Origin of the sequence: Dactylosporangium sp. NPDC006015 (assembly GCF_040614215.1) — a bacterium.
GTDB classification, from domain to species: domain Bacteria; phylum Actinomycetota; class Actinomycetes; order Mycobacteriales; family Micromonosporaceae; genus Dactylosporangium; species Dactylosporangium maewongense.
This window is the reverse complement of record NZ_JBEXUD010000010.1, coordinates 86,586-99,437: the sequence shown is the minus strand read 5'-3', so window position 1 is coordinate 99,437 and position 12,852 is coordinate 86,586. Positions and strand designations below refer to the sequence as shown.

14 protein-coding genes are annotated in these 12,852 nt (G+C 74.4%); 3 read left to right on the top strand and 11 right to left on the bottom strand.

Annotated elements, in window-relative coordinates; all coding sequences use genetic code 11:
* Positions 1 to 61: 61 nt before the first annotated feature.
* Both ABZ321_RS19710 and ABZ321_RS19705 read right to left on the bottom strand, forming a co-directional pair.
* A complete protein-coding gene (locus tag ABZ321_RS19710; protein ID WP_344502807.1) occupies positions 62 to 418 on the bottom strand; it encodes a hypothetical protein in 357 nt (118 codons plus the stop codon).
* Positions 419 to 779: 361 nt separating this feature from the next.
* The gene (locus ABZ321_RS19705; protein ID WP_354893018.1) at positions 780 to 2,219 is read right to left on the bottom strand and encodes an MFS transporter; all 1,440 of its coding nucleotides are present in this window, start codon (positions 2,217 to 2,219) and stop codon (positions 780 to 782) included.
* Between the two features lie 102 nt (positions 2,220 to 2,321).
* On the opposite strand from ABZ321_RS19705, the gene ABZ321_RS19700 reads away from it, so the two are divergent.
* Entirely contained in the window at positions 2,322 to 2,717 is a 396-nt protein-coding gene (locus ABZ321_RS19700; protein ID WP_354893016.1) for a MarR family transcriptional regulator, read from the top strand.
* Here the strand turns inward: ABZ321_RS19700 and ABZ321_RS19695 are convergent.
* The 4 genes from ABZ321_RS19695 to ABZ321_RS19680 form a co-directional block, all read right to left on the bottom strand.
* The gene (locus tag ABZ321_RS19695; protein WP_344502708.1) at positions 2,699 to 3,397 is read right to left on the bottom strand and encodes a methyltransferase domain-containing protein; all 699 of its coding nucleotides are present in this window, start codon (positions 3,395 to 3,397) and stop codon (positions 2,699 to 2,701) included. The two genes, ABZ321_RS19700 and ABZ321_RS19695, sit on opposite strands and share 19 nt — an antisense overlap.
* A gap of 301 nt (positions 3,398 to 3,698) precedes the next feature.
* Positions 3,699 to 4,208, bottom strand: a complete 510-nt coding sequence (locus tag ABZ321_RS19690) for a hypothetical protein (protein WP_354893014.1) — start codon at positions 4,206 to 4,208, stop codon at positions 3,699 to 3,701.
* Between the two features lie 81 nt (positions 4,209 to 4,289).
* The gene (locus tag ABZ321_RS19685; protein WP_354893011.1) at positions 4,290 to 5,552 is read right to left on the bottom strand and encodes a HAMP domain-containing sensor histidine kinase; all 1,263 of its coding nucleotides are present in this window, start codon (positions 5,550 to 5,552) and stop codon (positions 4,290 to 4,292) included.
* On the bottom strand, positions 5,549 to 6,241 hold the full coding sequence (locus ABZ321_RS19680) for a response regulator transcription factor (protein ID WP_344502711.1): 693 nt from the start codon (positions 6,239 to 6,241) through the stop codon (positions 5,549 to 5,551). Before ABZ321_RS19680 ends, ABZ321_RS19685 begins: the two co-directional genes overlap by 4 nt.
* Before the next feature lie 49 nt (positions 6,242 to 6,290).
* On the opposite strand from ABZ321_RS19680, the gene ABZ321_RS19675 reads away from it, so the two are divergent.
* A complete protein-coding gene (locus ABZ321_RS19675; protein ID WP_344502712.1) occupies positions 6,291 to 6,791 on the top strand; it encodes a hypothetical protein in 501 nt (166 codons plus the stop codon).
* Positions 6,792 to 7,203: 412 nt separating this feature from the next.
* On the opposite strand, the gene ABZ321_RS19670 is transcribed toward ABZ321_RS19675, so the two are convergent.
* The gene (locus ABZ321_RS19670; protein WP_344502714.1) at positions 7,204 to 8,076 is read right to left on the bottom strand and encodes a LysR family transcriptional regulator; all 873 of its coding nucleotides are present in this window, start codon (positions 8,074 to 8,076) and stop codon (positions 7,204 to 7,206) included.
* A 75-nt stretch (positions 8,077 to 8,151) separates the two neighbouring features.
* Here ABZ321_RS19670 and ABZ321_RS19665 point away from each other — a divergent pair, with 75 nt between their 5' ends.
* Positions 8,152 to 8,874, top strand: a complete 723-nt coding sequence (locus tag ABZ321_RS19665) for a hypothetical protein (RefSeq protein ID WP_344502715.1) — start codon at positions 8,152 to 8,154, stop codon at positions 8,872 to 8,874.
* 103 nt (positions 8,875 to 8,977) lie between these two features.
* On the opposite strand, the gene ABZ321_RS19660 is transcribed toward ABZ321_RS19665, so the two are convergent.
* From ABZ321_RS19660 to ABZ321_RS19645, 4 genes are all read right to left on the bottom strand, one after another.
* Positions 8,978 to 9,763, bottom strand: a complete 786-nt coding sequence (locus ABZ321_RS19660) for an endonuclease/exonuclease/phosphatase family protein (protein WP_344502808.1) — start codon at positions 9,761 to 9,763, stop codon at positions 8,978 to 8,980.
* A 49-nt stretch (positions 9,764 to 9,812) separates the two neighbouring features.
* Positions 9,813 to 10,529 carry an alpha/beta hydrolase gene (locus ABZ321_RS19655; protein WP_354893006.1) on the bottom strand — a complete coding sequence of 239 codons (717 nt, stop codon included), beginning with the start codon at positions 10,527 to 10,529 and terminating at the stop codon, positions 9,813 to 9,815.
* A 280-nt stretch (positions 10,530 to 10,809) separates the two neighbouring features.
* Positions 10,810 to 11,439, bottom strand: coding sequence for a hypothetical protein (locus ABZ321_RS19650; protein WP_354893003.1), 630 nt, complete (start codon positions 11,437 to 11,439; stop codon positions 10,810 to 10,812).
* Positions 11,440 to 11,473: 34 nt separating this feature from the next.
* Positions 11,474 to 12,742 (bottom strand): hypothetical protein, encoded by a 1,269-nt coding sequence (locus ABZ321_RS19645; RefSeq protein ID WP_354893000.1) that lies wholly within the window; start codon positions 12,740 to 12,742, stop codon positions 11,474 to 11,476.
* Positions 12,743 to 12,852: the final 110 nt, after the last annotated feature.

Sequence of the window (12,852 nt, the reverse complement as noted above, 5' to 3'; positions counted from 1 at the left end):
GCTGGGCATCCACGCCTCAAGACCACACCCTCGCCGATCCGCGTGCAAGCGGTTTGCGGCGTCAACCGGTGTAGGTGCCGATGACCTCGATCACGCCGACGAGATGCTCGTTGAGGGCGTCGACGTCCTCGGCGGGGATCCACAGCTCGAGCACGGTCCCGCCGCCCGCACGCCGGCTGACGTACCGCCGGGCGAACGCCGTCTCGACCCGGAACCGCGTCACGTGCCCGACCCCGGACGCCGGCACGTTCCATTCCCGGGCGATCTGCGTGGCGTACTCCTCGTTGAGGACCGGGTAGAAGATCGGCTGATCGGCCAGCCGCGCCGGCCAGCGCCGCCAGTCGGCCGCCTCGACGAGCCGCAGCTCCTCCGGGCCGACGGGCCGCCACAGCGTCGTCGTGCCGTCGGCGTTCTCCACCCGCCCCACGAGCAGCTGCGCGGCCAGCCGTGCCACGTCAGGGTCGACGCCCTGCCCGCCCGGCGGACTCTGCTCCACCCACGCCGCCCGGTCCGCCGGGACGGCCGGCACAGCGGCGAGGTCGTCGATGAGGGCGGCGAGCACGCGGTCGCCTTCCAGCCAGCGCAGTGCGGCGACGTCATCCGGGTCCGAGCTCTCGATGACCGCGGTGAGCGCCGCGGCGTCGAGCTCGTACGCCGCCGATCCGGCCACGTGACCGCACGCCGCCACGAGCGGCGGTGGCCAGCCGGCATCGGCCCGGACGAACTCGCCGCCGACCGGGCCGATGCCGTATGCCTTCGTCACAGCGGCAAGTGTCGCATCACGCGTGCCGGCCGCGACGCCCGGAGAGCACCGGCACCAGGCTCAGGGCGAGCCCGGCGAGCGCGACGCCGGTGACGAGGTTGACGCCGGGGTGGAACTGGGTGAAGTCGCCGGCGCCCGCCCCCGCGTCGCCGCCGGTCGCGACGAGGGCGGTGACCGCCGCAAGGATGAGGGCCGCGCCGACCTGGCCGGAACTCTGCACCAGTCCGGAGGCGAGCCCCTGCTCCTCGTCGGCGATGCCGTCGGTCGCCTGGGCCATGATCGAGCTGAACCCGAACGCGAAACCGCCACCCAGCAGCAGCATCGCCGGCAGGATCGCGAGCAGGTAGTGCGGCGCGCTGCCGGCGGTGAGCAGGAACCAGCCGTAGCCCAGGCTCATCGACAGCATCGAGGCGACGATGAGGCGCGGGGTGCCGTAGCGGTCGATGAGCCGGCCGACGAAGGGCGAGCCGAACGCGACCAGCAGGCCCGCCGGCAGCAGTGCGAGCGCCATCCGCAGCGGCGACCAGTGCAGGACGCTCTGCAGGTACAGCGTCATCATGAACTGGAAGCTCAGGTAGGACCCGAAGAGCGCCACCATGCTCACGTTGGCGCGCACGATCGAGCCGACCCGCAGGATGCCGAGGCGGATGAGCGGGTGCGCGACGCGCCGCTCGATGAGCACGAACCCGGCCAGCAGCGCGACGGCGACGACGGCGGAGGCGAGCGTCACCGGGTCGAGCCAGCCGCGGTCGGGCGCGGACACGACGGTGTAGACCGCCAGGAGCATGCCGCCGACGAGGGTGGCCGCGCCCGCAAGGTCGTGCCCGCCGCCGTGGGCCGGCTCATCCCTGGGGATGAGGACGCGGCCCGCGACCAGCGCGGCGATGGCGAGCGGCACCGGGATGAGGAACGTCCACCGCCAGCCGACGCTGGTCAGCAGCCCGCCGAGGATCAGCCCGGAGCTGTACCCGCTGGCGCCGAAGACCGAGAAGACCGACAGCGCGCGGTTGCGGGCCGGCCCCTCGTGGAACGTGGTGGTGAGGATCGACAGGGCGGTCGGCGCGGTGAACGCGGCGGCGAGGCCCTTCACGAAGCGGGTGGCGATGAGCAGCGTGCCGTCGTCGACGAGGCCGCCGACGAGGGACGCGACCGCGAAGACGCCGAGCGCGACGAGGAACACGCGACGCCGGCCGAGCAGGTCGGCGGTCCGCCCGCCGAGCAGGAGCAGGCCGCCGTAGCCGAGGACGTACCCGTTGACGATCCATTGCAGCGAGGTGGTCGACAGGCCGAGCTCGGCGCCGATGGACGGCAGCGCGACGCCCACCATCGACACGTCGAGGGCGTCGAGGAACAGCACGGCGCAGAGCACCGCGAGGATCCCCCAGAGCCGCGGGGTCATCGTCGCGTGGGGCTCCGGCGCGATGGTCGTGCCTGGGGCCGGGAGTGTCGTAGTCACGGCACGGACACTAGATGCATGCGCATTCAATGTCCACGCACTAATTGCTGTTGCATTTAATGTGGGTGCATCGGGATGTGGTTCCGGAGTAGGATGCGCGGCATGACGTCGCAGGCTGCGCTGATCGAGCACTGGCGCTCGCTGCTGACCAGCTACAACGAGGTCGCGAGCCATCTGGAGCGCGCCCTGTCGGAGACGCACGGGCTGAGCATGAGCGAGTTCGAGATCCTCGACCGGCTCGTCGCGCAGCAGTGTGAGAAGCGCCGCATGCAGGACCTCGCCGCCGACATGTACCTCAGCCAGAGCGCCCTGTCACGGGCGGTCGCGCGGCTGGAGAAGAGCGGCCTGGTGTCGCGCGCGCTGTGCGAGGCCGACCGGCGGGGCGTCTTCGTGACGCTCACCAGCGAGGGCCTGCAGCGGCACACCGCCGCCCGGGAGACCCACCTGGCCGTGCTCGCAAGTCACTTGCAGGTCGGCGGTCAGGACACCCGACGGTAGTAGGAGTCGACCGCCGGCTGGCCGGTGTAGTTGGCGCCCGCCGTGTCGTCGGCCCCGAGGTACTCGTACGGCAGCGCGACGTCACCACGGTCGTCCCGGCCGATCCTGCGGCGGCGGCCGTCGTAGTTGAACCCCGCGTCCCGCAGGTGCGTGGCGAGCCGCCGCCCGGCGGGCCGGCCGTCCTCGAGCCGCACGCTGTCCAGGTCGATGTCCGCGACGAGCCGGCCACCGCCGGTCAGCCAGCCCGCCGCCTTCGCCAGGAGGCCGAGCTTGTCGCCCACGTAGTGCAGGCCGTGCACGCTGGTGATGAGGTCGTACCGCCGGTCCGGCTTCCAGTCGGCCACCGACGCGGTGGTCAGCCGCAGCCACGGCACGTCCGGCGCCGGGTCGAACATGTCGACCAGGTCCACCCCGTGGACGAGGACCCGCTCCCCGACACCGGCGGCGTCCAGCCTGGCGGCCGCCTCGACCAGCGCCCGCCCCGTGCCGCAGCACAGGTCGAGCCACGCGACGGTGTCCGCGGTCCCCGTGACCGACACCAGCGGCAGGAGCGCGTCGACCGGGTTGAACCCCAGCTCGCGGTCATAGCTGTCGACCCCGGCGAGCCCGCGCCCGCGGTTCATCGCGGAGTTGGCCACCACTGACGAGCCGGCGAGCGTGTCGTCATCGAGCAGGGTCACCGGACCATGATCGCAACCATCCCCCACGAAGCCAACACCGCGCCGCCCTTCCCCCACCCTCGTCCGCCGTTCCGTCCCGTTCTCTGGGATGACTCCCCCGCCGCACCGCCGCAACCCGCGTGCGGAGATCGCCATTCGCGGCGTTCACACGAGCGACGCCGTCCTGCGATGTGGGACACGGCGGCAAGCCGTCTCTCATGAGCGAGCCCGCCGACCGACCCCGGCCGGTGCGGCACGCCCGCACCGCGGCCGTCGGCGCCGCTGGCTGTGAGCGGCGCCGACGGGGGTGTGGCCGGGTGGGTCAGCGGCGGCCGCCGTGGTCGTCGCCGGCGTCGTGGCCCGCACCGTCGTCCGAGCCGTGGCCACCGCTGCCGTGGTCGTCGCCGACATCGTGGCCCGCACCGTCGTCCGAGCCGTGGCCACCGCTGCCGTGGTCGTCGCCGACGTCGTGGCCCGGGCCGTCGTCCGAGCCCCCACCGCGGTGGCCGCTGCCCGAGCCGCCGCTACCGCTGTTCCCGGAGCCGCTGCCCGAGTTGCCGGAGCCGCTGGTGCGGTTGCCGCCGTGGTCGTCGGCGGACGGGGAGGCCGAGGCGGACGGGTGGTGGCCGTGGTCGTCCATCGATGCCGACGGGGACGCGGTCGGGTCGTCGCTGGACATCGACGGGGACGGCCAGGCGCTGTCGTCGGTCGACGGCGACGCCGAAACCCGGGCGGGACGGCCGTCGTTCGACGGGCCTGACGCGGCCAGGGCCGTGCCGCCGATGGCGAGGGCCGTCGTGACGGTCGCGGTGATGATGATGAGCTTGCGCATGTCGTACACACCTCCGTGGTTGTGCTGTGCTTGCACTGACCACGGTGCCGGGCGCGGCGATAGCGGAGGCCTGTGGCAACCCTAAGGTTCGGTTAACGCGCCCAGCGTCACCGTGACCCGTGCGCCGCCGAGGGGTGAGCGGTCGACGGTGAGGGTTCCGCCGGCGGTTTCCGCGGTACGGCGGGCGATGTCGAGACCGAGACCGGTGGACCCCGCGTTGCTGACGCCACGGGCGCCCGCGGACGGGTCGAAGCCGGCTCCGGCGTCCTGGACGGTGAGGACGCGGCGGGAGTCCAGCGTGACCGCCAGGGCCACCCCCTCCTCCGTGTAGGCGAAGACGTTGCCCAGCAAGGCGTCGACGCACGCCGCCAGCTCCGTGGCGGAGACCGCGACGGGCAGCGGGCCGGCCGGCAGGTCCGTCTCGACCGGGCGGCCCTGGTCCTCGGCGAGCACGGTCCAGAAGCGGACCCGTTCGGCGACGACCGCGGTCGCGTCGCAGGACGGCACGTCACGCTCGCGGCGGGCGTCCTCGATGACGGTGGTGACGGCCCGGTCCAGGGCGGCCACGTGAGCGAGGATGCGGTCGGCGTCGGCGGGGTCGCGCAGGCCTTCGGCGTCCAGGCGCAGGGCGGTCATCGGGGTCCGCATGCGGTGCGAGAGGTCCGCGACGCGCTCGCGTTCGGACTGCAGGAGGTGGCGGATGCGGGCGGCGAGGTGGTTGAGGGCGGCGGCGACCGCGCGGACCTCCGGCGGCCCCGACGACGCCGGCGCCCGGCGGTCGAGGTCGCCGCCGGCGAGCGCGTCGGACACCGCGGCCAGGGAACGGATCGGGCGCACGACCATGACGGCGAGGCGGTCCGCGACGGCGACGCCGACGGCGAGCAGGCCGGCGCCGAGCAGCGCGAGGACCAGCCACGCGCGGGTCACGCCCTGGCGCAGCTCGGCCAGCGGGACGAACACCCGGATGACCGCGGTGCCCTGCGGGAGGCCCTGGACGGCGACGAGGACCTCGCGACCGGCGGCGTGCTCGACGGAGAAGCTGCCGGTCCGGGCGGCGAGCCGCACCGCCGGGGTCTGGTCGGTGAACGGGCCCACGACGGCGCCGTCCGGCTGGTACACGCTGACCGGCCGCGAAGGGTCGACGTTGAGCTGCTCGACGGCGAGGCGCAGCGACTGCGGGTCGGCGGTGGCCACGAGAATGCCCAGGGACTGCGCCTGCGTCATGGCGACCGAGACGGCCCGGTCCGCGGCGACGCCGCGCAGCAGCAGCGCGAGCGGGACCAGGAACGCGAGCAGCACCAGCGTCATCGCGGCCGCGACGAGCAGCGCCAGGCGCCACCTCACCGCGGCAGCCCGAACTTGACGCCGACGCGGCGGACGGTGTGCAGGCGGCGCGGCTCCTGGGCGGTCTCCCCCAGCTTGCGGCGCAGCCACGACAGGTGGACGTCGACGGTCTTGTCGGCCGTCGTGTACGGCACCTGCCACACCTCGGTGAGCAGCTCGCGCTTGCCGACGACCTCGCCGGCGCGGGTCATCAGGTGGTACAGCAGGTCGAACTCGCGCGGGGTGAGGTCCAGCGGCGCGCCGTCGAGCGTCGCGGTCCTGGCCCGCGGGTCGATGCGCACCCCGTCGACGTCGAGCGCGGGATCCCGTTCGGGTGCGGACGGTCCGCCGTCGGCGCGGCGCAGCACGGCGCGGATCCGGGCGTCGATCTGTTCGGCACCGTACGGCTTCACGACGTAGTCGTCGGCGCCGGCGTCCAGGGCGCGGACCATCTCGCCCTCGGTGCGCCTGGCGGTGACCACGATGATCGGCACGCGGCTCACCGCCCGCAGCATCCGCAGCACCTCCCGGCCGTCGAGGTCGGGCAGGCCGAGGTCCAGCAGGACGACGTCCGGCGCCTCCGCGACGGCGAGCTTGAGCCCGTCCATCGCGGTCGCGGCGGGCACGACGACGTGCCCCCGCTCGGTCAGCGCGCGCACGACGCCACTGCGGATGGTCCCGTCGTCCTCCACGAGCAGCACCTTCGCCATAGCCAGAGGTTAACCATGCCTTAGCCATCGGCGGTGGATAGTGGTGTGCATGTGGACGACGTTGCACCGCCGGTGGGCCCTCGCGGGCGGCGCGTGGCTGGCGACCGTGGCCGTTGCGACCGCCGTGGCGACCGGCGCCGTCGGGTCGATGCGGCAGGGCATCTTCGGCACGTCGGACACCCCGTACAGCGAGGCCAAGGTCGACGCGCTGCTGGCCGGCGCCACGACGGGCCCGGCCGCGTCACCGGCCACACCACCGGTCACGCCGGACGGGACGCCGGGTCAGTCGGCGAGCCCGACGACGGCCGGGGGCGGGGTCGTTCGGGCCCTGACGACCTCGGCCGGGACGATCGTCGCGGTGTGCGACGTGGGTCTGGTCACACTGCGGTCGTGGACACCCAACTCGGGCTTCGAGACCGACCACGTGCAGCGGGGACCGGCGGCGGTCGCGTCGCTGCGGTTCAAGGCGCGCAGCGGCGGCGGCGACGTGCGCGCCGAGGTGACCTGCGCCGGCACCGAACCCCACCTCACCGTCGCCGGCGACGACTGACCCCTTCGCGGCATCGGCGCGTGTACCACGCAACGACGGCCTGACCTTGCGGCTTGTCGGTGCCCTGTGCGGCACGGAACGGCCCCCGCGGCACCGACGGCCTGGACCAACCGCCGCGGCGGCTGCAATCCCGGTGCAACGACGACCGACGCCCGTGCGACGGCGGCAGACCCGACACGACGATCATCTCGACCAACCGGCGCGGCGACCGCACGCCCGGTGCAACGACGGCCATGCGGCGGGATGAGCGGCCGGCACGATGAGGACCGGCGTCCACGCGGCGAAACGAGTCAGGGATCGCAGCGCCTCAGCGAGGACGCGGGCCGGCGGAGTGAGCCGTTGACGGCCCGATGGCCATGCGGCGAACAAGCGGCCGGCGCGACGAGGGCCGGGGTCCGCGCGGCGGGACAGGTCAGGGTCGCAGCGCCTCGGCGAGGGCGCGGGCCGGTGGGGTGAGCGAGCCGTGGACGAGCTCCGTGCGGTGCACGAGTCGCGGTCTTGTCACCGGGACGCCGGCGACGCCCGGGTGGGTCAGCGGGCCGGGCAGCAGCGCCAGGCCCGCACCCGCGGCCACGAGCGCGAGCAGCCCGCCGGTGTCGGTGCCCTGGTAGGTGAACCGTTCACGGAACCCGCCGCTGTGCGCCAGCGCCCGTAGCTGCGGCAGTGGCGTGGCGACGTCGGGCGCGTCGATCCACGTCGCGTCGGACAGGTCGGCGAGGCCGACGGATGCGCGGCCGGCGAGCGGGTGGCCGGTGGGGAAGGCGACCAGGGCGGCGGACTCCGCCAGTACCGACGCCGCCAACTGCCCTGCGTCGGGCAGCGGCAACGGGTCGCTGGGCGCCGTCACGCCGTCGACGAGTCCGACGTCGAGCGTCCCGGTGGCGACGCCGGTGGCCACCGCGTCGCGGCCGGCCAGCAGCAGCGTGAACCGCACGCGGGGCATGGCCCGCTGCACCTCGGCGAGGACCGCGGCGGCCCGCGCGCTGCCGGCGAACGGCGTGGCGCCGAGCACGACCGTCGCGGCGGGCTGGCCCGACAGGCGGATCACGTCGGCGCGGGCGGCGCTCAACCGCAGCAGGATCGGGCCGGCGTGCTCGAGCAGCCGGGCGCCCGCGTCGGTCGGCGCGACCGGCCGCCGGTGCAGCAGGGTGGTACCCAGGTCGGACTCGAGCGCGGCGATCTGTTGCGACACGGCGGACTGCGTGTAGCCCAGCTCCTGCGCCGCGGCGGAGAACGACCCGGCGCTCGCGACCGCGACGAACGTGCGCAGCAGGTGCGGATCCACACCATCAGTATTGCTTATCCTGCTACGCGAATCAGTTGTTGGACTGATGTACGCCGGTCACGGGACAGTGGACGGATGACAGAGACCCGCACCGCCCGCATCGCCCTGGTGGGCGACCGTTCCCTGCACGTCCGTTCCCACGCCCGGATTCCGGGGCTGCTCGACGTCCTCCGCGCGCAGCACGGCATCGGCGTCGACGCGTACTGGATTCCGACACCCGACGCCCCGGCGACCGACCTCGCCGGGTTCGACGGCGTCTGGCTGCTACCGGGCAGCCCGTATCTCAGCGAGGAGGGCGCCCTGCACGCCGTGCGGGTCGCCCGGGAGCACGGCATCGCGTTCCTCGGCACGTGCGGCGGGTTTCAGCACCTGCTGCTGGAGTTCGCCCGCACGGTCTGCGGCATCGCCGACGCCCGGCACGGCGAGTCCGAGCCCGACGCCAGCCAGCAGCTGATCGTCCCCCTCGCCTGCTCGCTCGTCGGCCACGAGGGCGCGGTCAACCTGACCCCCGGCTCGCTCGCCGAGCGCGTCTTCGGGGTCGAGCGTTCGATCGAGCGGTACCACTGCGGGTACGGGCTGGACCACGCCTTCCTGCCGGAGCTGACCAGGCACGGGCTGCGCTTCACCGGCTTCGACGACGAGGGACAGGTGCGGGTCGCGGAGCTGGCGGGGCACCCGTTCCTGATGGGCACCCTGTTCCAGCCCGAACTGGCCGGCGACGGCTCGCGCTGCCACCCGGTCATCCGCGCGTTCGCCGAGGCCGCCGTCTCCGTCGCCGCGCGGTCGGTGGTCTCGTAGCCGACCGGTCAGCAGCGGCGGCGCGCAGGCCGGTGCGCCCAGCCGGCCGCGTTCCGGGTCGACGCCGACGATGCGGGCGACGCTGATCCTGGCGTCGCCGGCTTCAGCGCAGGTCGGCGACGACGGCGAAGTGGTCCGACGGCCAGACGCCGTCGTGGGGGACGGTGCCCGCCAGGTGGACGCCCTCGACGGACCCGCGGCCCGGGCCTTGCAGGCCCACCAGGACGTAGTCGATCCGGGCGTTCGGCGTCGCGTGGCAGGTGACGTGCGGGTTGCGGCGGTCCCAGGTCCACCCTGGGTCGCTGCGGCCGTGGTACCGCCACGCGTCGACCAGCACCAGGCCCGGCACGACCGGCGCGGTGAGGTGTCCGCCCAGGCGCCGCATCTCGTCGGACTCGGGCTCGGCGTTGAAGTCCCCGGTGAGCACCGGCGGGTGCTCCGGGATTCGGTGCCCGGCCACGAACGGCACCAGCCGCTCGACCTGCGCGCACCGGGCCGCGGAGCCGTCGGACGGCGAGTCCAGATGGGTGGTGAACACCGGCACCGGACCGTCGGGAGCGTCGATGCGGGCGTGCAGCACCGTCCGGCCCTCGCCGCCGAGGTCCCCGATCGCGGTCGCACCGATCGGCCACCGGCTCAGCACCGCGTTGCCGACATCGACGGTGGTGTCGCCGATCCGGTCGTGCCAGCGCCCCGGCATCGGCGAGCTGCTGAACGCCCAGTGCATGCCGAGCTCCCGCGCCAGCAGCTCGACCTGGTGCTCACCGCCGCGGACCGCCCAGGCCTCCTGCAGGCAGCACACATCGGGCTGCTCGGACCGGAGGGTGGCGAGGATCGCCTCGTGCCGGGCCCGCCAGTCGCCGAACCGCCACCACACGTTCCACGTCATGATCCGCACCGGGCCGATCGTAGATCACCGATCCGGCGGGTGGTCCACGTCAGCGCGGGGCGGCGAGGACGGGCAGGAGCGCGGCGGGGTCCTCGACGTGGGCGTTGTGACCGAGGCCGGGAAGGTCGACCGGCTCCGGGACGAGCGCCGCGAGCTGCTCGTGGCTCACCATCTGGTCGTGCTCACCCCGGGCGAGGACGACCGGGACGCGCGCGGCGGCGAGGAGGGCGGCGACCCCGGGCTCGCCGACCGCAAACGTCCGCGGGTCGTGCGTGCTCCGCCAGCCCTCGCCGTCGCGGGTCACGGCGGCGTCCGGCGCATCATCCTTGAGTCCGACGAGCCCGGCGACGCGCTGGAAGCGAGTTGCGGCCTCCTCGCGGGTCGGGTGGATGATCGGCGGCTTCCTGGCGAGCGCCGCGGCGCGGTCGAGCTCCGCGGCGGTCCAGGCGACCTTGATGCCGAGCCCGACGACCGCCCGCACCCCGGGCAGGTCGGCGAGGTGCAGGCCGATCACCCCGCCGAACGAGTGCCCGACGACGACGGTCCCGTCCGGGTCGACCAGCCCGGCGACGGCGTCCGCGACCCCGGCGAACGAGTAGTCCTCCAGCCACCCCGAGCCGCCGTGGCCCGGCAGGTCGGGCGCCACCCACGCCGTGTCGAGGAGGGCGGTCAGGTCGTCCCACACGTCGGCCGTGGCGCCGAGGCCGTGCAGGAGCAGGATCGCCGGGGTGCCGGAGCCACCGCGGAGCACTCGAAGGTCGGTCACCCCGACAGCATCCCCCACAACGGCGCCGCCACGGGCCGGCAACCACCCGCGCCCAGAATGAACGGGTGGCCCGCCCCGCGCCGGGACGAACGGGTGACGCCTCGCGTGCTTCGCATCCACGCAGGCCGGTCGTCACCCGCACCCTGGTGAACGGGTCGCGCAGGACACCAGCATCGCGGACGCCGCCCTCCGCGTCGCTTCGGAGGTCGGATCACCCGCACTCCCACGACCGGGCGAGCCGGTCAGCGCACCCCGCGTCGAGACGGGCGGCGGTGAGGGGTTATCTGGCGGTGGCGTACGCGAGGAGGCGTGGGGTCGTGACGTCGCCCCAGGCGGCGGTGAGGGTCGGGGCGCCGGGAGGGGGCGGGGCGTCGTCCTTGAGGACCCTGAGCACGGTGAGTTCGTGGGAGCTTGTTGCGATGCGGGTCGGGTCGGCGTCCTCCACGTGGAGGATGTCGGTGGTGTCGGGGGCTGCGGCGCCGGCGTGGCCGCTGCCGTTGGCCTGGACGTCGCTCGGGCGGGCCTGGCGGACGCCTTCGACCTCGAACTCCTCGGCGGCCTGGGGTTCGGCGGTCAGGATGATGCGGGCGAGGGCGGCGGCGTAGACGGGGTCGCCGGCCGCGTCGTACACCCACCTGGTGCCGAGGACCGAGTGCTCGGTGGTGCCGACCAGCCAGCGGTCGGCGCCGGCGAGCGGTGCGCCGCGGTAGGTGAGCGGGACCTGCAGGACCGGTCCGTCGCCGGCGCGGACGAGGATCGTCTCGATGCCGACCTCGCCGGCGGGGTCGTCGAAGCGGAACGCGCCGACCTTCGCGACGTCGGGGTCGGCGTACCAGGAGCGGGTGGGCAGCCACGCGTTGAGCAGTTCGAGTTTGGTGGGCGTCAGGTCCGCCCGGTGCAGGAGCGCCATGATCGCATCGTAGTGGCGGCGGCGGTCGTCCTGCTCAGGGCAGCGGGCTGGCGGGCCACGCCGCGACGGTGTTGCCGCCGGTCCAGACGCAGTCGTCCAGGATCCAGCGCACCACGCCTGCGTCGTAGGCGCCGGACGCGGTCGCCCGCAGCACCCCCGCGCCCTCGTCGACGGTGACCTCGAGGATCCGCCGGCCGTCGGCGGTGCGCTCGGAGAGGCGGGCCGGGTGGCCGCCGATCGTGGTGTCCATGGCCGGCAGCCGGGCCGGCGCCTGCTGCGGGACGCTGGTCAGCCTGAGGTCGGACGTGCCGTCGGTGAGGTCGAGGATGGTGTGCGTCTCGCCGGCTAGGAACGTCATCGTGCAGCGGTCCGCATGCATGCCGTCGGGGAGGTTGGTGAGCCGGTAGGGCACGACGCAGCGGTACGCGCGGTCGAGGCGCACCCCGGTGGCGAACACCAGGGCGCGCGGCTCGTCGAGCGTGGTGACGACTTGCAGCCACAGCCCGTCGGCGTCCTGCCAGCGGATGACGGTGGTGCCGTCGGAGGAGGTCAGCACGGCGGGCCGGCCGGCGACGGTGACCGGGGTGGGTGCGCCGATCTGCGGCTCCCAGCCCTGGGTGGTGACGCCGACCCGGACGGTGGTGCCCGCGAGCTGGTCGGTGGTGCCGGTGAGCCCGTCGGTGGTGCCGGCGAGCCGGTCGCCGGCGCCGGTGGAGCCGTGGAAGGTGAGGGATTCCTGGCGTTCGCGGACGAGTTGCTGGTAGGTGACGCCGAAGGACGGTGACGGCAGCCGGTCCACGCTGAGGTGCAGCACCAGGGGGCGGCCGATCCTGCCGGGGCCGGCCTCCGCGGCGGCCTCGCCGGTCGCGGCCGGTGGGCGCGGCACGTCGACCATCAGCTCGCCCTGAACCTCGCCGACCTCGCCGGCCGCGCCGGGTGACGGCGACGCGCCGCCCGACGGGTTCTGGTGGGCCGGCAGGCCGGTGAAGACGTCCGAGGGTGACGTCGGCGCCGGGTCGCCGCCCGGGAGCAGCGCCAACGCCGCCGCGACGGCGGCGACGACAGCGCCCGCGCCGCCGAGCAGCAGCCACCGCCGCGGCCAGGAGGCGGTGCCCTCGCGGGACACAGCGCCCGCGCCGTCGCCAAGGAGCGGCCACCGGCGCCGCCCCGGGACGGCAGCGGCCGCACTGGACGACAGCGACAGCGTCGAGGCCGGAGCGGCAGGCAGCACTCCGTGGGGCGGAGCGGCGATGGTCGCCTGTCCACTGTGGGCGTCGGTGTCGACGGCCGGGTCGTCGGTCATCGCGGCTCCGGGGCGGTGAGGGGTGACTCAGCCATCGTGCCCCCCGTCGGCAACCACGAAGCCGACGGTGAGATCGGTCTTCATCCATCCCGGCAAGGCGCCGGTGTCAC

What these genes read in the sequence shown, in the direction of transcription:
- ABZ321_RS19690 (WP_354893014.1), bottom strand. Translation starts at nt 4,208, where the DNA reads ATGCGCAAGCTCATCATCATCACCGCGACCGTCACGACGGCCCTCGCC.
- ABZ321_RS19650 (WP_354893003.1), bottom strand. Translation starts at nt 11,439, where the DNA reads ATGGCGCTCCTGCACCGGGCGGACCTGACGCCCACCAAACTCGAACTG.
- ABZ321_RS19660 (WP_344502808.1), bottom strand. Translation starts at nt 9,763, where the DNA reads ATGACGTGGAACGTGTGGTGGCGGTTCGGCGACTGGCGGGCCCGGCAC.
- ABZ321_RS19645 (WP_354893000.1), bottom strand. Translation starts at nt 12,742, where the DNA reads ATGACCGACGACCCGGCCGTCGACACCGACGCCCACAGTGGACAGGCG.
- ABZ321_RS19675 (WP_344502712.1), top strand. Translation starts at nt 6,291, where the DNA reads ATGTGGACGACGTTGCACCGCCGGTGGGCCCTCGCGGGCGGCGCGTGG.
- ABZ321_RS19665 (WP_344502715.1), top strand. Translation starts at nt 8,152, where the DNA reads ATGACAGAGACCCGCACCGCCCGCATCGCCCTGGTGGGCGACCGTTCC.
- ABZ321_RS19680 (WP_344502711.1), bottom strand. Translation starts at nt 6,241, where the DNA reads ATGGCGAAGGTGCTGCTCGTGGAGGACGACGGGACCATCCGCAGTGGC.
- ABZ321_RS19700 (WP_354893016.1), top strand. Translation starts at nt 2,322, where the DNA reads ATGACGTCGCAGGCTGCGCTGATCGAGCACTGGCGCTCGCTGCTGACC.